This window comes from Pseudomonas sp. UBA2684 (assembly GCA_002354655.1).
In the GTDB taxonomy this organism is placed as follows: Bacteria; Pseudomonadota; Gammaproteobacteria; order Pseudomonadales; family Pseudomonadaceae; genus Aquipseudomonas.
Genome location: DELY01000051.1, coordinates 34,122 through 53,872 on the forward strand (window position 1 = coordinate 34,122; position 19,751 = coordinate 53,872).

Below are 19,751 nucleotides of genomic sequence, written 5' to 3' on the forward strand. Positions count from 1 at the left end.
TGACCGGCCTTTTTTGTGGTGGCTTGCCGCTTACTGGCTGAGCATTTGCCCAATAGTTGGGTCCTTGAACGCGCGAGTCAGCGCGTCGCTCAACACATCGCTGACCAGCTTGGTATTGGTTTCCTGGTTCGGCGCCATGCCGAAACGCTGATTCAGCGATGAACCATAACGGCCACTGTAACGACGCGAGCTGTTCTGCACATCGGCGCGGAAGGTTGCAGTGATGTCCGACTCGGTAACGTACAGCCCTTCTTTCGGCGACTGATACTTCAGTTCGGCCAGGGTCAGGGTCAGCTGCGGTGCGTTATAGGCGTTCGGCGTCGGGGTGAAGCCGAGCAGGCGTACGGCAGCTTCGGCCTGGGCCTGCAACTTGGGCAGAATATCTTGGCCGGTGACGCTGATCGCACTGGTTTCCGGGTACAGGCCACCGCGCGTGCCGAGCACCGGCGACGGACGACCATCGGCAACCCGCACCACAACGGGTTGGCCCTGGCCAACGGCGGTCAGCGGACCATTGATTTTGGGTTGCGGGCTGAGTTGTTGCGGGCTGTGGGCACAGCCGACCAGGGTCAGGCTGACGACAGCGATCAGACCAAACAACAGGCGATGCAGCATGCTCATCTCTCCATGGGTAGGGCGCAAAAGTGGCCGGCAGTATAACCAGCGGCGCAGTACGCTAACAGCGTCGTGTGTATGACCCAGGGCCGGCGTGCAGGTTCCTGTCACGCCGCTGTCATGCGTGTCAGGCATAAGACTTTAGTCGTTCACCGCCGTGGATCTTTGCCATGTTTTGCCTTCGCTCGCTGCTTGCTGCTCGTCGCCCGATGCGCCTGTTCGCTCTGCTCGGTGACGATGATCGCTGTCGCGCTTTTCGCCAGTCAACCCAGGCGCCAGTAGGTGTCGGCTGGATCGAGGTCAACGAGCAACGGCTCTGCTGGCTGCAACAAACGCTGCCCGCCAGTGCGAAAGTCGCACCAGTCGTCGTGCATGCAGGTACCGAAAAAGCGTTGGCGGCCTGACCGACGGAAGAAGAAAAGTCACGCCGGACGATCAATTTTTCTGCTTTCGCCTTATAATCGCGCCCCGATTATAAGGACGCCTCCTGATCGGCCTCGCCGTACCGCTGATGCACAAGCCATCGGCACGCCCCAGAGAGTCGCCCACTTCGTGCTGCCCTTCCGGTTAGCCCGCCTTCGCCCCACCGCAGAACGCCTTGCAGCCATGCAATGGCGCGTACGCGCCGGTGAAAAGGCAGGCCCGGGCACACGAGCTTTTTTGAGGTTCACGGCTCCAAAAGAGCGTGAAAAAACGGTTTCAACAACTTCACAAGAGTGTGGCGAAAAATGAATGATCTTGCGGCTGGCAAACGCACGGTTACCCCTCCCTCCATTCACCCAGGACATCTCAGCGACTGCTGATAGGCGTGGTTTTACGCTTAGGCCTCTGGCCGTCAATTGGGTGCTGCATTTTTTGGAGAAGTGGTAATGGCGCAAAACGATTACGAAGCAGTGGATGTGGTGCTGGTTGGTGCCGGCATCATGAGTGCGACCTTGGCCGTGCTGCTGAAAGAACTCGACCCGGCGATCAAGCTGGAAGTGCTCGAGATGATGACATCCGGGGCGATTGAAAGCTCCAACCCGTGGAACAACGCGGGCACCGGCCATGCCGGCCTGTGCGAGCTGAACTACACGCCGGAATCGGCCGACGGCTCGATCGACATCAAGAAGTCGGTGACCATCAATACCCAGTTCGAGGAATCCAAGCAGTTCTGGGCCTACCTGGTCGAGAAAGGTCGCTTCGGCTCGCCCAAGTCGTTTATCAACCCGGTGCCGCACCTGAGTTTCGTCCGTGGGCAGAAAGGTATCGACTACCTGAAGAAGCGCTTTGCCGCGCTGACCGCGCACCACGCCTTCGCGGACATGGAATACACCGAAGACCGCACCACCATGGCCGAGTGGATGCCGCTGATGCTGCCGGGCCGCGACCCGAACGAGCCGATTGCCGCCACCCGCGTGATGGCTGGCACCGACGTCAACTTCGGCACCCTGACCAAGCACCTGCTCGACCACCTCGGCCAGCAGGCAGACGCCAAGGTCACTTGCAGCCAGAAGGTCACCGGCCTCAAGCGTAATGCCCAGGGCTGGCGCGTCAGCGTCAAGGATCAGCAAAGCGGCAGCAGCCGTGAAATCCAGGCCAAGTTCGTCTTCCTCGGCGCTGGCGGCGCGGCGCTGCCGCTGCTGCAGATGTCCGGCATTCCGGAAGGTAAAGGCTTCGGCGGTTTCCCGGTCAGCGGCCAGTGGCTGCGCTGCGATAACCCGGAAGTGGTCAAACAGCACCAGGCCAAGGTCTACAGCCAGGCCGCCGTCGGCTCGCCGCCGATGTCGGTGCCGCACCTGGATACCCGCGTGGTGGATGGCAAGACCTCGCTGCTGTTCGGTCCTTACGCTGGCTTCTCGACCAAGTTCCTGCGCCACGGCTCCTTCCTCGACCTGCCGCTGTCGGTACGCCCAAACAACATCGGCCCGATGCTGGCGGTGGCCCGCGACAACTTCGACCTGACCCGCTACCTGGTCAAGGAAGTGCTGCAATCGGAAGAGCAGCGCCTGGAAACCCTGCGCGGCTTCTACCCGCAAGCGAAAGCCGAAGACTGGCGTCTGGAGATGGCTGGTCAGCGTGTGCAGATCATCAAGAAAGACCCGAAGAACGGCGGCATCCTGCAGTTCGGCACCGAGCTGGTGGCCGCCGAAGACGGCTCGATTGCCGCCTTGCTCGGCGCGTCGCCAGGCGCCTCGGTCACCGTGTCGATCATGCTCGATCTGATCCAGCGCTGTTTCGGCGAGCAGGTGAAAACCGCGCAGTGGAGCAGCAAGCTCAACGAGATCTTCCCGGCCATGGGGGCCGTTCTGGCCAGCGACGCTGCGCGTTACCACGACGTGCAAGCGCGCTCGGACGCACTGCTGCAACTGAGCGAGCCAGCCATGGCCTGAGTCGATTGCCGCAGTCACTAAAAACCGCCCCTCGGGGCGGTTTTTATGTTTCTGGCAGACGGGTTCGCGCTATGCGGATGCGGCCAGGGGGTGAAAGCTGAAGTAATGGCGCAACGCATCGACCATTTCGACGTACTCGGCGGGTGGCGCGACCAGGGCGAAACCGGAATCGAAACTGCCCGGGGTGATGTCCTCGCGGGACCATTGGCAGGTGGCGGAAAAATCGACAAATCGCTGAGCATCCTGCCCCGGAATCTTCAAGCGCATGTCGAAGCGCGCGCCCACCAGCATCGGCAGCTGGCTGATCAACATCAGGCCGTCCAGCGACACATTGCCGATGTAGCCCATCGGCTTGTCGGTGATGCGATTAAACACCTTCAGGTAGTAAGGCAACTGATGGCGGTCGATTCGGCGCTGAGTCGGCATAGTGGCAAATCGCTATAGATGGCCTTTGAGTATGGCCGCACTACTGCTCTTAAACCAGTTTCAGGTACAGCGTTCAGACACTCGGTCGCGCAGCTGACGACGAGCGGCATCAAGCTGTTCGTCGCTGTAATAGCTGCGCTCGCCGTTCGCCTCGAGGCGAAAATAGCGGCGCCCTTCGGGCATCCGCGCCAGCTTGCCGCGCAGTTCGCGACACTCTTGCGCCCGCTTGGCCTGGCGCTCGGCAGACGCAGCCGCAGCCTGCGCTTGCTCATCGCGACGCGCATCATAAAACCGCTCGGTGCGCGCCTCACGCTCACGCGTTGCCGCATCGCGCTCGACCACTTGCGGTGTCACCTCGACCTGCTCGGCCCCCGGCACAGCAGGTCGCTGGCCAAAATGCACCTGGCCGTTGGCATCCGTCCAACGGTAAATCTCCGCCGCCGCCAACCCCGGCAACAGCAACAGACACAGCAACACCCGCATGATTTTCCTCCCTGAACAAAGGCCTCAGCTTACCCTCGGCACGCCATGCTACCAGTGCCTGGCGACCAATGGTCAAAGCGCTGCGGGCGAGGCCTTGGCGGCTTCCGGCGCACTGTGATGGCCAAGCTGGCGCAGGGTATCCAACCGGGCGCGGGCGCGGAACGCATATTCGCTGGCCGGGTAACGGCTGATGATGAACTGATAGGTCTGCGCCGCATCGACAAACAGGTTCTGCCGCTCCAGGCACTGACCGCGCAGCAAGGAGATCTCCGGCTGCAAATAGCTGCGCGAGCGACTTTTACGCTCGGCTTGCGACAGCTCCAGCATCACGTCTTCGCACTCCCCCTGCTCGTAAGCACGGTAGGCATTGTTCAAATGATGATCGAGCGACCACCGGGTACAACCGACGGCGCCGAGCGCCAGGACAACGATCAACAGGGTTCGCATGGGCCTCTCCTCCATTGAGCAGTGTATCGACTGCCGCGCGAAAATCTGCAGGGCATATCCTCCGATGGGAACTGCTGGCGCTGGCTTGGCTGCGCACACGGCGGCTGGCTAGACTGCCGGCATCCGGCCCAGGTGCCAAGGAGCTGCCATGTTGTCCGCCCGCCTCATTCTTCCACTCGCCTGCCTAAGCCTGCTGAGCGCCTGCTCACCGACCACGCCGCTGTTTATCGCGCAAATCACCACCAACGAGGTGGTCGAGTATAAAACCCTCAAAAGCAACCGCATGACCGCCGCGGTGGAAGAGGAAGGCGACCTTCTGACCTACAGCGCCCTGGCGATTCGCGATGCCAAGAGCGAAAAAGCCGAAACGCTCTACCTCATCGGTTACCGCGACGAGAAACTCAGTGCCGAAGTGCGCGCCATCTCGCTCTACCAGATCGGCCTGGTGTACATGAACCGCTTCAACGACCAGCGCGACGACAGTAAGGCGCTGAATTACTTCTATCAGGTGCTCAACGAGTTTCCCGCTACGCGCGCCGCCGAACGCGCCGAAGCGCGCATCGTGACGACCCGCCAGCGCGCCAACGAACCGGTGCAGAAAACCTCGCGCGAACTGCTCGCACACTGGAAGCCCAACCAGAACCTCGACCTCTATCAGGCCAGCCTCGACCCGGACATGACCCTGCTGTCGCGCCGCGCCGTGTTGAAAAACCGCGTTGCCGAGGCCGAGGAACTCTACCTGCTGGCGCTGAGCGACGCCGGCGTACCCGCCGACATCAAAGAAAAGGCCCTCTACCAACTCGGCCTGATGTACCTGGCGCCGGACAACCCCAGCGCCAACCGCGACAAGGCCATCGGCTACCTGCGTCGCCTGCTGGTGCAATACCCGGACAGCGCACTCGGCAACAAGGCCGCCCGCCACCTCGATCAAGCCTTGAATCGCGGCATGCCCTGAACCAAGCGATTTTCGAGGGCTCAGGCCCGTGCGCACAAATCGACCCGCGCGAATGCCGAAAAACCCTGGGTTAGGTAGTGCAGAGGAACAATGACTACAGGGTTTCAGCGTAGTAGCCTCGCCGACAGCTTCAACTCAGGAGTCTGCGCATGACCTTTCGCCGCACCAAAATCGTCGCCACCCTCGGCCCATCCAGCAACTCGCCCGAAGTACTCGAACAGCTGATTCTGGCTGGTCTGGATGTCGCCCGTCTGAACTTCTCCCACGGCTCGCCGGATGAACACAAAGCCCGCGCCAAGCTGGTGCGTGACCTGGCCGCCAAGCATGGCCGGCATGTCGCCCTGCTCGGCGATCTGCAAGGGCCGAAAATCCGTATCGCCAAATTCGCCGGCAAACGTATCGAGCTGAAAGTCGGTGATCGCTTCACCTTCTCCACCAGCCACCCGCTGACCGAAGGCACCCAGGACATCGTCGGCATCGACTACCCCGATCTGGTGAAAGACTGCGGCGTCGGCGACGAACTGCTGCTCGACGATGGCCGCGTGGTCATGCGTGTCGAGACCGCCACCGCCGATGCCCTGCATTGCTCGGTGCTGATCGGTGGCCCGCTGTCCGACCACAAAGGCATCAACCGCCGTGGTGGCGGCCTGACAGCGCCGGCGCTGACCGAGAAAGACAAGGCCGACATCAAGCTCGCCGCCGAGATGGAGCTGGACTACCTGGCCGTGTCCTTCCCGCGCGATGCCTCGGACATGGAATATGCACGCAAACTGCGCGACGAATCAGGCGGCACCGCCTGGCTGGTGGCGAAGATCGAACGCGCCGAAGCGGTGGCCGACGACGAAACCCTGGACGGTCTGATTCGCGCCAGTGATGCGGTGATGGTGGCCCGTGGCGACCTCGGCGTGGAAATCGGCGATGCCGAGCTGTGCGGCATCCAGAAGAAAATCATTCTGCACGCGCGCCGCCACAACAAGGCGGTGATTACGGCGACGCAGATGATGGAGTCGATGATCCAGAACCCGATGCCGACCCGTGCGGAAGTCTCCGACGTGGCCAACGCCGTGCTCGACTACACCGACGCGGTGATGCTCTCGGCGGAAAGTGCCGCCGGCGCCTATCCCCTGGAAGCGGTGCAGGCAATGGCGCGGATTTGCGTCGGCGCGGAAAAACACCCGACCAGCAAAAGCTCCAGCCACCGCATGGGCACGACCTTCGAGCGTTGCGACGAAAGCATCGCCCTGGCCGCCATGTACACGGCGAACCACTTCCCCGGCGTGAAGGCGATCATCGCCTTGACCGAAAGCGGCTACACGCCGCTGATCATGTCGCGGATTCGCTCCTCGGTGCCGATCTACGCATTCTCCCCGCACCGTGAAACCCAGGCGCGCGCGGCGATGTTCCGCGGCGTTTACACCGTGCCGTTCGATCCGGCGGCGCTGCCGGCGGAACAGGTCAGCCAGGCGGCGGTGGACGAACTGCTCAAGCGCGGCGTGGTGCAACCAGGCGACTGGGTGATCCTGACCAAGGGCGACAGCTACCACACCATCGGCGGCACCAACGGCATGAAGATCCTGCATGTCGGTGAAGCGCTGGTGTAACCACCGCGCCGCAATACAAAAGGCCGCTCAGTGAGCGGCCTTTTTTGTTGGCTACGCCTGAGGCTCAGCCCTTGTAGGAGCGGGCTTGCCCGCGAATCGACATCAATATAGAGAGACATCGCGGCCAAGGCCGCTCCTACGGGTTTCGCAGAAGCCGCCAGCACTGCTGACAACTCTGAATGAGGCATCAGGCAAACTTGCTGAAATCCGGGGCGCGCCGCTGCATAAAGGCGGTCAGCGCCTCGATGGCTTCCGGCGAGCGCAGGCGTTGGCCGAATAGCGCGCCCTCCTCTTCGATCACCCGGCGCAGCTCCTCGCGACCCGGCGCGCGCATCAGGCGTTTGCTGTCAGCCACCGCAGCCGGTGCCAGTTGCTGAAAGCGCAGGGCCATTTCGCGGGCTTTGGCCAAGGTTGCCGCGCCGCTGTCCAGCGCCTGATTGGCAATACCCCAAGTGGCAGCCTGCTCGCCGGTAAAGCTCTGCCCGAGCAGCAACAGTTCGGCAGCGCGGGCGTGACCGAGCAGGCGCGGCAGAATCAGGCTGGAACCGTATTCGGGGCACAGACCGAGGTTAACGAAGGGCATCTTCAACGTGGCATCGCGGCTGACGTACACCAGGTCGCAGTGCAGCAGCATGGTCGTGCCAATGCCCACCGCCGGGCCATTGACTGCGGCCACCACCGGTTTGCTGAAGTCGAACAGCGCCTGCATGAACTGGAACACTTCGCTGTTCAGTCCAGTCGGTGGTGCCTGGATAAAGTCGGCCACGTCATTGCCGCTGGTGAAGCAGGTCTCGCCACCGCTGATCAGTACGGCGCGCACGCTTTTATCCTGATCGGCCTGCACCAGCACTTCGGCCATGCCGCTGTACATGGCGCGGGTCAGGGCATTTTTCTTGTCGGGGCGGTGCATGCGCAGGGTCAGCAACCCTTGTTCGCGTTCAACCAGCAGGTGCTCGCTCATCATCAATCCTCGCGGCAGGCCATCCGCGAGCTAGCAGGCTAGCGCGCGTGGGGCAAAAAGACGTCAGCGAACACCTGGCTACGCGGTAAACCCGCCAGATACAGGCGGCGCGCAAAGGTTTCGACGCTGTCGGGGTGGCCGCAGAGTAAGGCCAGGGTTTGCCGCGAAACAAGGCGCAGTTCGGCCAAAGCCGCTGGCAACTCGGCCGCACTGAGTAACTCGATCTGCAACTGGGCATGGCTGGCCGCCAGCGCTGCCAGTGCATCGGCGAGGTAATGCTCGGTTCGATCATGCGCCAGGTGAATGACCCGAATGGCGCCCCGATGATCCTGACGCAGGGCTTCGCGCAGTACCGCATAGAGCGGCGCCAGCCCCGTGCCGGCGGCTAGCAGCCAGAGCGGCCGCGTTTGCCAATCGGCATCGTAGTGCAACGCTCCGCCGCGCAACTCGCCGAGGCGCACGCTGTCACCGGGTTTGAACTGGCGCGCCGCATCACTGAACGCGCCGCTCAGGCGACAATCCAGATGAAACTCCAGCCACGGATCTTCGCCAGGCAGGCTGGCCAGCGAGTATGGCCGGGCGACGCCGCTCTCGCTCCACAGCACCAGGTGCTGGCCGGCACGATAACGCAGCGCTTGCTGCGGCAGCAGACGCAGGCGCAGTACCTGCGCACTGAGCCAGGTGCAACTATCGATGCGTGCCGGTAGACCGTCACGCAATGGGTCGAACACCTCGATCTGCAAGTCGTCGACCACCCGGCACTGACACGCCAACCGCCAACCCTGCTCACGGCGCGACTCATCCAGGGCGTCAGGCTTGGCATCCAGCGGCTCGCCGCGCACGCAACGCACCAGGCAGGCGTGGCAACTGCCGGCACGGCAACTGTAGGGCACGGCAATGCCGCCGCCATGCAAAGCATCCAATAGGTTGCTAGCGGGCTCAACGACCAGGCGTCGCTCACCCACCCGGAGTTCAGGCATCGGCATCCTCCCAGGCCGCCGCGCAACGGTTACGCCCGCTGCGTTTGGCCTGGTACAGCGCCTGATCGGCGCGTTGCAGCGCCTCATCCAGATCATCGTGCATGGTCAGCAAGGTCATTCCGACAGACAAACTCAGATTATCCACCTTAACGCCCAGCGGTTCAGCCTGATTAAAGGCCTCACGCAAGCGTTCGCAGCAGGCGGTGAACTGATCGGCGTCGGTATTGGGCAGCAACAGCACGAACTCTTCGCCGCCATAACGGGCGATGGTGTCGCCGTCGCGCAGGCAGGCTCGCGCCACGGCGGCGAAGGTTTGCAACACGCGGTCGCCAGCGGCATGCCCGTGGGCATCGTTGATCCGTTTGAAATGATCCAGGTCGATCAGCGCCAGGCCGTGATGCCGACCGCTGCGCAGGTTTTCCAGCTCGCGGCTGGCCAGACGCAGGAAGTGCCGGCGGTTGCACAGGCCGGTCAACTCGTCGGTGGCAACCAGGTCTTCGAGCTGGCGCATCATTCCGCGCAACGTGTCCTGGTGTGCCTGCAAGGCAAAACGGCGCTGGCGCATGCGTTGGCGCATGGCCTGCATATAACTGGCGAACAGGCTCAGCCAGACCAGCACGAAGGCCAGCGCGCTAACCTGCAGGATCGCCAGCCCAGGATTGGCCAGTTGGTAGGTGTAGGCTTCATAGAGGTTAAGCCCGGCAAACCCGAAGAAGGCCAATGTGGTGCTGCGCACAAACACCTTGGGCGGTAGTTGAAACACGCCGAACAGCAGGATCAGCGGGTAAATCACCAACAAGGTGCCACGCCCCTCGACGAACATGGCCAGCAGTACCGTCAACCAGGCCAGGGCGACCAGCACCTGCGGCTCGGTCAGGCTGGGGTCGCGCAAACGCAGATTTTGTCCGGAGAGGAAGAGCCCGAGAAAGACCAACTGGCTCAACGCCATCAGGCCAATCAGCAACCAGGCCGAGGACAACGAGGCGCGAAACAGCTCGTTGATCACGCCGATCCAGCACAGCAGCACAGTCAAGGCATAGGTCGCCACTGCCATGCCGAAACGCTTCAGCAGCAGGCTTTGCAGAGTTCGCTGAGTGACCCGTTGGCTGCTTAGGCTCATGGGCTCCATCCCATACTGGCATCTAGCCGCCACTCTACCCTTGTGATCACAAATTGCCTAGCGCGCTCGGCAGGCACAGCGTGCCTGGAATCGCTCGCGGACCAACACCGGTGATCCGCCATGCATGCGCCTCACCGGCGCCTCCCCACGCCGCGCAATAACCGCGCAAGCCGGGCGATCAGCGACCAAGGTCGACCGTCGGCGGGTGTCCGCCCAGCCTGCTGCGCGGTATACTGCCGCGCCTTTTTTACTGCAACAGCGCGCCGGGTTCTGGTTCGGCGTCCCTCGAAGTTCCTGCCCTACAAAAGGAGCGCCAAGCATGACCGTGATCAAGCAAGACGACCTGATCCAGAGCGTCGCCGACGCCCTGCAATTCATCTCCTATTACCACCCCGTGGATTTTATCCAGGCCATGCATGAGGCCTACCTGCGCGAAGAATCGCCGGCCGCGCGCGACTCCATGGCACAGATTCTGATCAACTCGCGCATGTGCGCCACCGGCCACCGGCCGATCTGCCAGGACACCGGCATCGTTACCGTGTTCGTCCGCGTTGGCATGAACGTGCGCTGGGACGATGCCACCATGGGCGTCGACGACATGATCAACGAAGGCGTACGCCGCGCCTACAACCTGCCGGAAAACGTCCTGCGCGCCTCGATCCTGGCCGACCCAGCCGGTGCGCGGAAGAACACCAAGGACAACACTCCGGCGGTGATCCACTACTCCATCGTCCCCGGTGACAAGGTGGAAGTGGACGTCGCAGCCAAGGGCGGCGGCTCCGAGAACAAATCGAAGATGGCCATGCTCAACCCGTCCGACTCGATCGTCGACTGGGTACTCAAGACCGTGCCGGAGATGGGCGCTGGCTGGTGCCCGCCGGGCATGCTCGGCATCGGCATCGGCGGCACCGCCGAGAAGGCCGCAGTGATGGCCAAGGAAGTGCTGATGGAGCACATCGACATCCATGAGCTGAAAGCCCGCGGTGCGCAGAACAAGATCGAGGAAATGCGCCTCGAGCTGTTCGACAAGGTCAACCAGCTGGGCATCGGTGCCCAGGGCCTGGGTGGCCTGACCACCGTGCTCGACGTGAAGATCATGGATTACCCGACCCACGCGGCTTCCTTGCCGGTATGCATGATCCCCAACTGCGCCGCCACCCGTCACGCGCACTTCGTGCTCGACGGTTCCGGCCCTGCCGAACTGGAAGCGCCGGACCTGTCCGCCTACCCGGAAATCGTCTGGGAAGCCGGCCCGAGTGCGCGCCGCGTCGACCTCGACACCCTGACCCCAGAAGACGTGCAGAGCTGGAAGCCGGGCGAGACCGTGCTACTCAACGGCAAGATGCTCACCGGCCGCGACGCGGCGCACAAACGCATGGTCGACATGCTCAACAAGGGCGAGCAACTGCCGTTCGACCTCAAGGGCCGCTTTATCTATTACGTCGGCCCGGTCGATCCGGTGCGTGAAGAAGTGGTAGGCCCAGCTGGCCCGACCACCGCCACGCGGATGGACAAGTTCACCCGGCAGATCCTCGAAAGCACCGGCCTGCTGGGCATGATCGGCAAGTCCGAGCGCGGCCCGATTGCCATCGAAGCGATCAAGGACAACAAGGCCGTGTACCTGATGGCCGTCGGCGGCGCTGCCTACCTGGTCGCCCAGGCGATCAAGAAGTCGCGCGTGGTGGCCTTTGCCGAACTGGGCATGGAAGCCATCTACGAGTTCGACGTGAAGGACATGCCGGTCACCGTGGCCGTCGACACCAAGGGCGAGTCGGTGCATATCACCGGCCCAGCGATCTGGAAAAGCAAGATCGCCGAAAGCCTGGCGGTCGAGATCAAGTAACCGCTGCTCTACACACAACAAACCCGGCCGAGTGCCGGGTTTGTCGTTTTCAGCCCCCAGGCTGGATTGAGCGCAGCGATACCCAGCATGTCACTCAGACCAGGCTCGGCGTGCAACCCGGCAAGCCGGGATCGCTGCGTTATTCACCGCAACTGGCGCAGCACGCGCTCTTACAAGGTGATCTGGATGCCGGATTCTCTTCGCCGCCATGAGCGCACTCAAGGCAAAGGTCGGGGATTCGCCAGCGTTGTGGCCAACAGCTAATAACCTAGATCCCGATCGTATCCAGCGCCTGCCCTACTGCGCGCCAGAAACCACGCTGCGGGCGCTCGCGCTCGCCACTCGCGACAATCCGCTCGAACGGCTGCACTTCATGGGTCGCGCCGATTTCTGCCTGGGCCAGGCGGGCCGAAACCAACTGCAACGGGCCGTCGCCTTCGTTGGCGGCGCCATCGCTGCCGGGTGGTGGGTTGAGTTCGTCGTAACGCAGGTAATACACCCCACCGGCTTCGGCATCCAGGGCGAAACTGGCGATGCGGGTAAAGTCCAGCGGGCCGTCGGCCAGCAGAGTCCAGTAACTGCCGAACAGCGGCCGACGCATTTCCAACTGATAACTGGCGATATCGAACTCCAGCACCAGATAACCGTTACTCGGCAGGTTGCCGATCAACTGGTTATTGAGGAACAGGCCGGGCGCTTCCAGCTCCTGGTCGGCCCAGTCGCTTTGCGGACGGTAGAGATAGACCAACGCATGGTTATCGTCACTCAGGCGATGTTCGCGAAATACCTCGCCCTGTGTCGCACCGAAGAAGGCGCCCGCGGTGGAGCAACCGCTCAAGACAACCGACAGCAACAGGGCGAACAGCGGAAGGCAGCGCATCGGGGTGATCCTTTATTCGAGGGATGCGCCGAGCATAATCCCGCCAACGGAACCCGGCACCCGACAAAAGTGCGGGCAAGCAACAGACCCTAGCGACGGCGGTCGAGCAGGTTGACCACCACGCGATCCAGCCAGCCCCACACGCGTTGCTGCACGCGCCGCCACCAGGGCCGGGCGCGCCAGCTTTCGAGGCTGACTTCGTGGCTCTCGGCAAAGTCCGTCTGGAAGCTGGCCAACACCGCCGCGGTCAGCGTTGGGTCGAGCGCCTCCAGATTGGCATCCAGGTTGAAGCGCAGGTTCCAGTGATCGAAGTTGCAAGAGCCGACACTGACCCAGTCGTCGACCAGCACCATTTTCAAATGCAGGAAACGCGGCTGGTACTCGAAAATCTGCACACCGGCCTTGAGCAGACGAGGGTAATAGCGCTGACCGGCGAAGCGCACCGGCGGATTGTCGGTGTGCCGGCCGCTGAGCAGCAGGCGCACATCGACACCACGTGCCGCAGCTTTGCGCAGCGCGCGGCGGACTTTCCAGGTCGGCAGGAAATACGGCGTGGCCAGCCAAATACGCTGCTTGGCGCCGCGCAGGGCACGCACCAGCGATTGCAGAATATCGCGGTGCTGCTGGGCGTCGGCGTACGCCACCCGGCCCAGCCCCTGGCCCATCGGCGGCGCGCCAGGCAGGCGCTTGAGGCCTGGCGCAGGGCGCGGCCGCCAGGCAAAACGCGCATGGCAGATCTGCCACTGGCGATCGAACAACTGCTGCCAATCCGCAACCAGCGGCCCGGCGATTTCCACCATCACTTCGCGCCACGCACTTGGCGCGGCACCCGGCGTCCAGAATTCGTCGGTGGCACCGGTACCGCCGACAAATGCCAGTTGACCATCGACCAGCAGCAGCTTGCGGTGATCGCGGTAAAAATTACGCGCACCACGGCGCCAGCGCAGCGGGTTGTACCAGCGCAGGTGGACCCCGGCGTCCTGCAGGCGCAACCGATCGACCGGCAACAACGCCTGGCAACCGAAATCGTCGAACAGGCAGCGCACCTCGACGCCGCGCTGCGCGGCCGCACACAACGCACGCAGCAGCACCTCAACGCAGGCGCCACTTTCCACCAGGTACAACTCCAGCTCGACCTGCCGCTGCGCCGCGTCGATGGCCGCGAGCATGCGCGGGAAAAACACCGGCCCATCGTTGAGCAAGGCAAATTGATTGCCGTTGCGCCAAGGGAAAATCGTGCCGGGCATCAGCGCGCGGCGAACATAAGTACGGCGCCGACCGGCATCGACAAGCCGTCACCGACCGGCGCCAGAGCAACGCGCAGGCGCACCTTGCCCGGGTGGAAACACTGCACGTGCGCGTCGTTGGCGGTATGGGTGGCGATCAACGCCCGGCGTGAAGATTGGTTGTCGAGGGACCCGCTGGCCTGGGCTGGCAACGCCACGCCGGTGGCAAGAAACAGGGCATGGAGCCTGCGCATAAATCCTCGGGGGGCAACCCATTCAGGCGCCACGATAGCGACCCGCAGCGGTCTTGCAAAGCCTGCGCGGCGCGGCTGGGGCTCAGGCGTCAGGCAGCGCTATCGCCTGCGCCAGCAACTGGCAACCCTGGCGCACGCCCAGCCATTGCGCCGTCTGCGTGCGGCCCAGGCCGCGCGCGGTCACGCGCTTGTTGGCCGGGTCGTCGAAAAAGCCGCTGAGCGGCACCAAATGCTCGATATACGCCGCGCAGTAGGCGGCCGGATGCTTCACGACATAGCGGCAGGAACAGTACTCCTTGGCCGAATAGGCGCCGATGATTCCTGGAAAGGCTTGCAGGTGGCTGCGGTTCTGCCAGGCCAGGGCGGCGAGCAACAAACCAATCAGCAGCAACAGGGTGCTGAACGGGCGACGGCGAATCATGGTTGCACCTCGTCGGCAAAGGCGGCGGTGACGTGCTTGAGTAATTCGTTGTGCGAGGTACTGCCGTCGCGGTCATCGGCGTAGCGCACGATCACCAGCTTCTGCGTCGGCAGCACGTACAGGCCCTGGCCCCAGTGGCCTAATGCGGCGAAAGCATCGCCCGGCACATCCGGCCAGGGCTTGGCCGCCCCAGGCATATCGGCGTTGAGCCACCACTGGCCGCCCGGCACGGCCTCCCCCGGCAGCGCTGTCTGCGGCGGGTAATTGGCGAACGCTGTGCGATTGAAATCGACCCAGGCCTTGGGCAGCAACTGGCGCTCGCGCCAGCGCCCGTCGCGCTGCATCAGCAGGCCGACCCGCGCCAGATCGCGAGCCGTCAGGTAAGCATAGGAAGAGCCGACGAAGGTGCCGGCGGCATCGCGCTCCCACACCGCCGAGGTGATGCCCAGCGGCTCAAACAGCGCGGTCCACGGGTAGTCGGCATAGGCCTCGGCGCCGAGCATGCCCTTGAGCGCCGCCGCCAGCACGTTGCTGTCGCCACTGGAATAACGAAAGCGCGTACCCGGCAAGGCATCGGCGTCATGCGCGGCGGCGAAGGCGGCCATGTCGGCGCGGCCCCGGGTGTAGAGCATGGCCACCACCGAGGACTGCAGCGGCGCGTATTCGTAATCCTCTTGCCAGGCGAGTCCCGAGGCCCAGTTGAGTAGGTGGCCGATCTTGATCCCCGGGTGCTTGGCGAACGGCGGGTAATACTGCGCCACCGGCGCGTCGAGCGTGAAGCGCCCTTCGCCATAGGCCACGCCGAGCAGCGTGGCGAGCAGGCTCTTGCTCACCGACCAGACCAGATGCGGCGTGTCGGCCTGGGTCGGTCCGGCGTAGCGCTCGTACACCAGCACGCCATCGCGGATCACCAGCAGCGCATCCGTGCGCACCCCGCGGCGCGTGGCATCGTCGCGCGCCGGGAAGGCGTAGGCGTCCAGCGCCTTGATCGCCGGGCTACTCGCTACTGTGCTGCGCGGCCATTCGGCATCGGGCCAGGCTTCTGCGCCCAGGAGCAGATGCGGAAAAAGCGCCAGGGCGAGCATCAGTGCCAGCCGGCGCGGCAGGGAAACGGGCATGGGAACGCCTCTCGCGATGACAGAAGCGGCACCCTAGCACGGCTGAAATGACAGTAAAAAGTGCTGAACATGCCGGTTCAACGGGCGATTCGGCGCGTAACGTCAGGGCCGTTCACTTAGGCAGGCGGTAATCCTCCGGCCCCATCAGGTCGAGCCCGCATTCGAGGTTTTCGATCCAGTAGAGGAATGCGCTGATCATCGCCTGGCCGACGAAGGGCCGACCGTGCTGCGGCACGATCATCGCCACATCCATCTCGCGCACCATCGCCGCCCACAACCGGCAGACCTTGTTGCTGGCCATATAACGGCGGTGGAAACCTTCCATGTGCGGCACATGGTTGATGAAGTCGCGTACCGGGCTGGCGTCGTCGACCAGGGAGGCGCCCATGTCGCCGGAGAAGAGGATCTTGCTCAGCGGGTCGTACAGCTGGAAGTTGCCCACCGAATGCAGAAAGTGCGCGGGCACCGCCTTCAGCGTGCACTGGCCGAGGGCGAAGGACTGGCCACGGTCCGGCAAGGCGATGATGCGATCGTAGGTGGAAATACCGTGGTTGATCGCCAGGTAGTTGGCCGTCAGGTGCGGCAAAAAGCGCGCCCACAGCTTGGAGCAGATCACCCGTGCGCGGGTGTGCAGCAGCCACTTGTCCAGCGAAGCGATGATGTCCGGGTCCTGGTGCGAGGCGAAGATATAGGTCAGCTCCTGCACCGGAATGAACCGCGACAAGCCCAACGACAGCGGCGTGTAGGTCAGGTCGCCGCCCGGATCGAGCAGCAGGTACTGGCCGTGGTCGGTGATCAGGAACTGATTGGACTGCACGCCCTCGCCGCTGACCAGGTCATCGAACATCAGGCATTGGTGACTGCCGTTATCGAACAGCACGATAGGCTCGCGTCGCATGAAATGCTCTCCCCCAAACGGCGCGACCTTAGCGGGGTTGCACGAGCGGCTTACTGATCTGGATCAACGACACACCCTAGGGTGGGCACGCCATGGGCTTGTCAGCCGCCGAGCCACCCGCGCTGGTGGTGGACAAGGCTTCGCCATGTCCACCCTACACGCCAGCAGCAACACCGCACCCCGTAGGGCGGACATGCCGCAGGCTTGTCCGCCGATCAGTCTTGAGGCTTACAGGGTTACGCCCAGCGCGGCCTTGGCCTTTTCCAGGCGTTTGCTACGCGCCGTGCTGGCAATCGACAACAGGCCTTTGTCGCGCTGCCACAATCTCGCCCACTCGGCCGGGCCGGCGGCAAGCGCGGCGTCCAGCTCGGGGCCAAGCAGCGTGAACTGGGCAAACAGCCCCGCCAGCAGCAGGTGCGTGCTGGGCAGCGCCGGACACTGGCGCGCCACTTCGGCGCAACCGCTGAGCAGGCCGAGCAGGCGCAACTGCAACGCCTGCGGCCAGGCCGAATCCTGGCCGACGCCATATAACCAGGCGCTGAGCGCGGTCAGCACGTGCAGGTCCTCGATGCTGCGAAAGGGTTTCACGTATGCATCCCAGCCATCGCCGGCCAGCCGTTCGCACTGGGCCTGCTCGAGATGCAGCCGGCCATGGCTGACATCCGGCATCAAGGGCAATGCCGGCAGCACCTCGATGCGGACACCCGGCGCGCCATTGCGCACCACACCAAGCGCCAGTTGCGGCGGCAACCCTGGTGGCTCTTCGCGCGCGGCGACCAGCAACCAATCCGCCGAATCCGCAGCCGTAACGAAATCCTTGCGCCCGCTCAGCGCCAAGCCAGTTAGCCGCGTAAGCATATCCGCCGGGCGCACACTCTTGTTCTCGGTGACGCACAACGCGCCCAGCGACCATGGCGCCGAGGGCCACAGCACGCGCAAAGCGCCCTGGTAACCGGCAAGAAACGCCAGCCCCGGGGTTGCCGCCAAGCGCCCACCGAGCACGGCCAGCTCGAACGGCGACGGGCGCCCGAGCTGTTGCAGCAGCAAGGCATACCACTCCTCCAGATTGGCAGCGGCGGGCAGGCGGTCATGGGGTTGCAACAGGCGTTGCCAGGGCATACGCAGCTCCTCGCTTTGGTCATGGGTCACTGTCACACAAGCATCACCAAAACTTCACAGTGGTGACACCGGCTCTACCTAGCCTGAGCTTGCCCAACAAGATCGACCGGCCGCAAGGCAAAAAGCCGGCTAATGGAGGCTAGGCATGACCCAGATCGCTCTCACCCGCGACCGCACCACCCCAGCACGTCGCTTGCAGGCCGAACGTTTAATCGGTCCTGCGGCCCTGCGTGAGGCCCAAGCCCTGCGCTTTCGCGTATTCAGCGCGGAGTTCGATGCCAAGCTCAACGGCGCCGAGTTGGGCCTGGACATGGACGATTACGATGCTCACTGCGCGCACATCGGCGTGCGTGACCTCAACAGCGGTGAGCTGGTCGCCACCACCCGCCTGCTCGACCATCGCGCCGCCGCAGGGCTGGGGCGCTTCTACAGCGAAGAAGAGTTCAGCCTGGATGGCCTCAGCCATCTCGAAGGGCCGCTGCTGGAAATCGGCCGCACCTGCGTCGACGTCGCCTACCGCAACGGCGCGACTATCGCCGTGCTCTGGGGCGAGTTGGCCGAAGTACTCAACGAGGGCGGCTACCGCTACCTGATGGGCTGCGCCAGCATCCCCATGCAGGACGGCGGCATTCAGGCCCAGGCGATCATGCAGCGCCTGCGCGAGCGTTACCTGTGCACCGAGCACTTGCGCGCCGAGCCGAAGAACCCATTGCCGAGCCTGGACGTGCCAAGCAACGTGATCGCCGAGATGCCACCGCTGCTCAAGGCCTACATGCGCCTGGGCGCGAAGATCTGCGGCGAGCCGTGCTGGGACCCGGATTTCCAGGTCGCCGACGTGTTTATCCTGCTCAAGCGTGACGAGTTGTGCCCGCGCTATGCCCGGCATTTCAAGGCCGCTGTTTAATGACGATGGCCGTAGGTTGGCGCTGAGGAACGACGCTCAACGGGCTTTCCTGTTGGGCTTCGGCGCTACGCACCTCAACCCAACCCACACACTGATCTGGGTTGCACAAGCCGCCGGCACGCTGTAGACAGTGCCGGCTTTTGTGTTTTGCTGTGGAGTGGCCGATGAAGAAAGTGCGTTTATACCTGCGCCTGGCGCGCCTGCTGGCGGTGATCAGCCTCGGCACCCTGCTGGCGGCGGGCATCACCCTGCTGGAACGCCTGGTGCGGCATGACCTGATGCCGACCCGCCAGCGCCTGACCCGCTGGTTTCTCGCGCGCCTGGCCGCCGCCTTGCCATTTCGCCTGCAGGTACAGGGCGAGCTGCCGCGCCAGCCGATGCTGTGGGTCAGCAATCACGTGTCCTGGACCGATATTCCGCTGCTCGGCATGCTCACCCCGCTGTCCTTTCTGTCCAAGGCCGAGGTGCGTACCTGGCCGGTGGCGGGTTGGCTGGCGCACAAGGCCGGCACCCTGTTTATCCGCCGCGGCTCGGGCGACAGCAACTTGCTCAACCAGCAACTCGGCCGGCATTTGCAGCGCGGGCGCAACCTGCTGATCTTCCCCGAAGGCACCACCACCGACGGTCTCGGCCTGCGCACCTTTCACGGCCGCCTGCTGAGCAGCGCGATCGATAGCAGGGTATCTGTGCAACCGGTGGCCATCCGCTACCTGCGCAAGGGTCAGCCGTGCAGCGTGGCGCCGTTTATCGGCGATGACGACATGCTCTCGCACCTGCTGCGACTGCTCGGCAGCGAGCTGAGTGAAGTGCAGATCCAGCTGCTGACGCCGATTGCCAGCAGCGAACTGAATCGCAATGCCCTGGCCCGCGCGGCACAGCAGGCGATCAGCCTGGCGTTGTTTGGTGCAGCAGACGCAACTGAAACACAGAGGACCGAAACAGAAAGCCAGGCCGCCTAGAGCTGTCGAACAGGCCGTTGAAAAACGTAGGCGAGGCCGCCGAGACAAGGCAAAAACGGCCGAAGAAGCGCAGTTTACTGGCTGTAAATGAGCATTCTGACGGGGGCGCCTAGCCTGGGCTCGCATACGAGGCCGTTTTTAACGCCGTATCGGCAACGTAGGTAGTTTC

Annotated in this window: 20 protein-coding genes; 6 read left to right on the forward strand and 14 right to left on the reverse strand. The window is 63.6% G+C overall.

Annotated elements, in window-relative coordinates; genetic code table 11:
- Window positions 1-30: 30 nt before the first annotated feature.
- A complete protein-coding gene (locus B3M58_RS19880) occupies window positions 31-615 on the reverse strand; it encodes a YajG family lipoprotein (RefSeq protein ID WP_296221798.1) in 585 nt (194 codons plus the stop codon).
- Between the two features lie 869 nt (window positions 616-1,484).
- Between B3M58_RS19880 and mqo the strand changes: the two genes are divergently transcribed.
- Window positions 1,485-2,987: a malate dehydrogenase (quinone) gene (mqo, locus tag B3M58_RS19890; RefSeq protein ID WP_296221803.1), complete on the forward strand. Its 1,503-nt coding sequence runs from the start codon at window positions 1,485-1,487 to the stop codon at window positions 2,985-2,987.
- A 69-nt stretch (window positions 2,988-3,056) separates the two neighbouring features.
- Here the strand turns inward: mqo and B3M58_RS19895 are convergent, their stop codons facing one another.
- The 3 genes from B3M58_RS19895 to B3M58_RS19905 form a co-directional block, all read right to left on the reverse strand.
- On the reverse strand, window positions 3,057-3,413 hold the full coding sequence (locus tag B3M58_RS19895) for a PilZ domain-containing protein (RefSeq protein ID WP_296221804.1): 357 nt from the start codon (window positions 3,411-3,413) through the stop codon (window positions 3,057-3,059).
- A gap of 60 nt (window positions 3,414-3,473) precedes the next feature.
- Window positions 3,474-3,896, reverse strand: a complete 423-nt coding sequence (locus B3M58_RS19900; protein WP_296221808.1) for a DUF4124 domain-containing protein — start codon at window positions 3,894-3,896, stop codon at window positions 3,474-3,476.
- 72 nt (window positions 3,897-3,968) lie between these two features.
- On the reverse strand, window positions 3,969-4,343 hold the full coding sequence (locus B3M58_RS19905; protein ID WP_296221809.1) for a tetratricopeptide repeat protein: 375 nt from the start codon (window positions 4,341-4,343) through the stop codon (window positions 3,969-3,971).
- A 148-nt stretch (window positions 4,344-4,491) separates the two neighbouring features.
- Between B3M58_RS19905 and B3M58_RS19910 the strand changes: the two genes are divergently transcribed.
- Together B3M58_RS19910 and pyk are read left to right on the forward strand one after the other, a co-directional pair.
- A complete protein-coding gene (locus B3M58_RS19910; protein ID WP_296221811.1) occupies window positions 4,492-5,298 on the forward strand; it encodes a tetratricopeptide repeat protein in 807 nt (268 codons plus the stop codon).
- Window positions 5,299-5,447: 149 nt separating this feature from the next.
- Complete coding sequence (gene pyk / locus B3M58_RS19915) at window positions 5,448-6,899, forward strand: pyruvate kinase (RefSeq protein WP_296221813.1); 1,452 nt, start codon at window positions 5,448-5,450, stop codon at window positions 6,897-6,899.
- Window positions 6,900-7,086: 187 nt separating this feature from the next.
- On the opposite strand, the gene B3M58_RS19920 is transcribed toward pyk, so the two are convergent.
- From B3M58_RS19920 to B3M58_RS19930, 3 genes are read right to left on the reverse strand one after another with little or no spacing between them, the layout of a single operon-like run.
- Entirely contained in the window at window positions 7,087-7,860 is a 774-nt protein-coding gene (locus B3M58_RS19920) for an enoyl-CoA hydratase (RefSeq protein WP_296221814.1), read from the reverse strand.
- 38 nt (window positions 7,861-7,898) lie between these two features.
- A complete protein-coding gene (locus B3M58_RS19925; RefSeq protein WP_296221815.1) occupies window positions 7,899-8,840 on the reverse strand; it encodes an iron-sulfur-binding ferredoxin reductase in 942 nt (313 codons plus the stop codon).
- The gene (locus B3M58_RS19930; protein ID WP_296221817.1) at window positions 8,833-9,960 is read right to left on the reverse strand and encodes a GGDEF domain-containing protein; all 1,128 of its coding nucleotides are present in this window, start codon (window positions 9,958-9,960) and stop codon (window positions 8,833-8,835) included. The genes B3M58_RS19925 and B3M58_RS19930 overlap by 8 nt, the downstream gene beginning before the upstream one ends.
- Before the next feature lie 319 nt (window positions 9,961-10,279).
- Between B3M58_RS19930 and B3M58_RS19935 the strand changes: the two genes are divergently transcribed.
- The gene (locus tag B3M58_RS19935; protein WP_296221820.1) at window positions 10,280-11,803 is read left to right on the forward strand and encodes a fumarate hydratase; all 1,524 of its coding nucleotides are present in this window, start codon (window positions 10,280-10,282) and stop codon (window positions 11,801-11,803) included.
- Between the two features lie 268 nt (window positions 11,804-12,071).
- Here B3M58_RS19935 and B3M58_RS19940 read toward each other — a convergent pair whose 3' ends face one another.
- The 7 genes from B3M58_RS19940 to B3M58_RS19970 all read right to left on the reverse strand — a co-directional run bounded on the left by B3M58_RS19940 (window position 12,072) and on the right by B3M58_RS19970 (window position 17,719).
- Window positions 12,072-12,683, reverse strand: a complete 612-nt coding sequence (locus tag B3M58_RS19940) for a DUF2846 domain-containing protein (protein ID WP_296221823.1) — start codon at window positions 12,681-12,683, stop codon at window positions 12,072-12,074.
- An 89-nt stretch (window positions 12,684-12,772) separates the two neighbouring features.
- Window positions 12,773-13,930, reverse strand: coding sequence for a phospholipase D-like domain-containing protein (locus B3M58_RS19945; RefSeq protein ID WP_296221824.1), 1,158 nt, complete (start codon window positions 13,928-13,930; stop codon window positions 12,773-12,775).
- Window positions 13,930-14,163 carry a hypothetical protein gene (locus B3M58_RS19950; protein ID WP_296221827.1) on the reverse strand — a complete coding sequence of 78 codons (234 nt, stop codon included), beginning with the start codon at window positions 14,161-14,163 and terminating at the stop codon, window positions 13,930-13,932. The genes B3M58_RS19945 and B3M58_RS19950 overlap by 1 nt, the downstream gene beginning before the upstream one ends.
- Before the next feature lie 82 nt (window positions 14,164-14,245).
- The gene (locus B3M58_RS19955; protein WP_296221829.1) at window positions 14,246-14,584 is read right to left on the reverse strand and encodes an amidase; all 339 of its coding nucleotides are present in this window, start codon (window positions 14,582-14,584) and stop codon (window positions 14,246-14,248) included.
- Window positions 14,581-15,702, reverse strand: a complete 1,122-nt coding sequence (locus B3M58_RS19960) for a serine hydrolase domain-containing protein (protein WP_296221831.1) — start codon at window positions 15,700-15,702, stop codon at window positions 14,581-14,583. The genes B3M58_RS19955 and B3M58_RS19960 overlap by 4 nt, the downstream gene beginning before the upstream one ends.
- A 112-nt stretch (window positions 15,703-15,814) precedes the next feature.
- Complete coding sequence (locus B3M58_RS19965; RefSeq protein ID WP_296221832.1) at window positions 15,815-16,600, reverse strand: MBL fold metallo-hydrolase; 786 nt, start codon at window positions 16,598-16,600, stop codon at window positions 15,815-15,817.
- Window positions 16,601-16,828: 228 nt separating this feature from the next.
- Window positions 16,829-17,719 (reverse strand): acyl-CoA dehydrogenase, encoded by an 891-nt coding sequence (locus B3M58_RS19970; protein WP_296221834.1) that lies wholly within the window; start codon window positions 17,717-17,719, stop codon window positions 16,829-16,831.
- A gap of 145 nt (window positions 17,720-17,864) precedes the next feature.
- On the opposite strand from B3M58_RS19970, the gene olsB reads away from it, so the two are divergent.
- Window positions 17,865-18,623 carry an L-ornithine N(alpha)-acyltransferase gene (gene olsB, locus B3M58_RS19975; RefSeq protein WP_296221836.1) on the forward strand — a complete coding sequence of 253 codons (759 nt, stop codon included), beginning with the start codon at window positions 17,865-17,867 and terminating at the stop codon, window positions 18,621-18,623.
- Between the two features lie 164 nt (window positions 18,624-18,787).
- Entirely contained in the window at window positions 18,788-19,582 is a 795-nt protein-coding gene (locus tag B3M58_RS19980) for a lysophospholipid acyltransferase family protein (protein ID WP_296221839.1), read from the forward strand.
- Window positions 19,583-19,751: the final 169 nt, after the last annotated feature.

What these genes read in the sequence shown, in the direction of transcription:
- B3M58_RS19880 (WP_296221798.1), bottom strand. Translation starts at nt 615, where the DNA reads ATGCTGCATCGCCTGTTGTTTGGTCTGATCGCTGTCGTCAGCCTGACC.
- mqo (WP_296221803.1), top strand. Translation starts at nt 1,485, where the DNA reads ATGGCGCAAAACGATTACGAAGCAGTGGATGTGGTGCTGGTTGGTGCC.
- B3M58_RS19895 (WP_296221804.1), bottom strand. Translation starts at nt 3,413, where the DNA reads ATGCCGACTCAGCGCCGAATCGACCGCCATCAGTTGCCTTACTACCTG.
- B3M58_RS19900 (WP_296221808.1), bottom strand. Translation starts at nt 3,896, where the DNA reads ATGCGGGTGTTGCTGTGTCTGTTGCTGTTGCCGGGGTTGGCGGCGGCG.
- B3M58_RS19905 (WP_296221809.1), bottom strand. Translation starts at nt 4,343, where the DNA reads ATGCGAACCCTGTTGATCGTTGTCCTGGCGCTCGGCGCCGTCGGTTGT.
- B3M58_RS19910 (WP_296221811.1), top strand. Translation starts at nt 4,492, where the DNA reads ATGTTGTCCGCCCGCCTCATTCTTCCACTCGCCTGCCTAAGCCTGCTG.
- pyk (WP_296221813.1), top strand. Translation starts at nt 5,448, where the DNA reads ATGACCTTTCGCCGCACCAAAATCGTCGCCACCCTCGGCCCATCCAGC.
- B3M58_RS19920 (WP_296221814.1), bottom strand. Translation starts at nt 7,860, where the DNA reads ATGAGCGAGCACCTGCTGGTTGAACGCGAACAAGGGTTGCTGACCCTG.
- B3M58_RS19925 (WP_296221815.1), bottom strand. Translation starts at nt 8,840, where the DNA reads ATGCCTGAACTCCGGGTGGGTGAGCGACGCCTGGTCGTTGAGCCCGCT.
- B3M58_RS19930 (WP_296221817.1), bottom strand. Translation starts at nt 9,960, where the DNA reads ATGAGCCTAAGCAGCCAACGGGTCACTCAGCGAACTCTGCAAAGCCTG.
- B3M58_RS19935 (WP_296221820.1), top strand. Translation starts at nt 10,280, where the DNA reads ATGACCGTGATCAAGCAAGACGACCTGATCCAGAGCGTCGCCGACGCC.
- B3M58_RS19940 (WP_296221823.1), bottom strand. Translation starts at nt 12,683, where the DNA reads ATGCGCTGCCTTCCGCTGTTCGCCCTGTTGCTGTCGGTTGTCTTGAGC.
- B3M58_RS19945 (WP_296221824.1), bottom strand. Translation starts at nt 13,930, where the DNA reads ATGCCCGGCACGATTTTCCCTTGGCGCAACGGCAATCAATTTGCCTTG.
- B3M58_RS19950 (WP_296221827.1), bottom strand. Translation starts at nt 14,163, where the DNA reads ATGCGCAGGCTCCATGCCCTGTTTCTTGCCACCGGCGTGGCGTTGCCA.
- B3M58_RS19955 (WP_296221829.1), bottom strand. Translation starts at nt 14,584, where the DNA reads ATGATTCGCCGTCGCCCGTTCAGCACCCTGTTGCTGCTGATTGGTTTG.
- B3M58_RS19960 (WP_296221831.1), bottom strand. Translation starts at nt 15,702, where the DNA reads ATGCCCGTTTCCCTGCCGCGCCGGCTGGCACTGATGCTCGCCCTGGCG.
- B3M58_RS19965 (WP_296221832.1), bottom strand. Translation starts at nt 16,600, where the DNA reads ATGCGACGCGAGCCTATCGTGCTGTTCGATAACGGCAGTCACCAATGC.
- B3M58_RS19970 (WP_296221834.1), bottom strand. Translation starts at nt 17,719, where the DNA reads ATGCCCTGGCAACGCCTGTTGCAACCCCATGACCGCCTGCCCGCCGCT.
- olsB (WP_296221836.1), top strand. Translation starts at nt 17,865, where the DNA reads ATGACCCAGATCGCTCTCACCCGCGACCGCACCACCCCAGCACGTCGC.
- B3M58_RS19980 (WP_296221839.1), top strand. Translation starts at nt 18,788, where the DNA reads ATGAAGAAAGTGCGTTTATACCTGCGCCTGGCGCGCCTGCTGGCGGTG.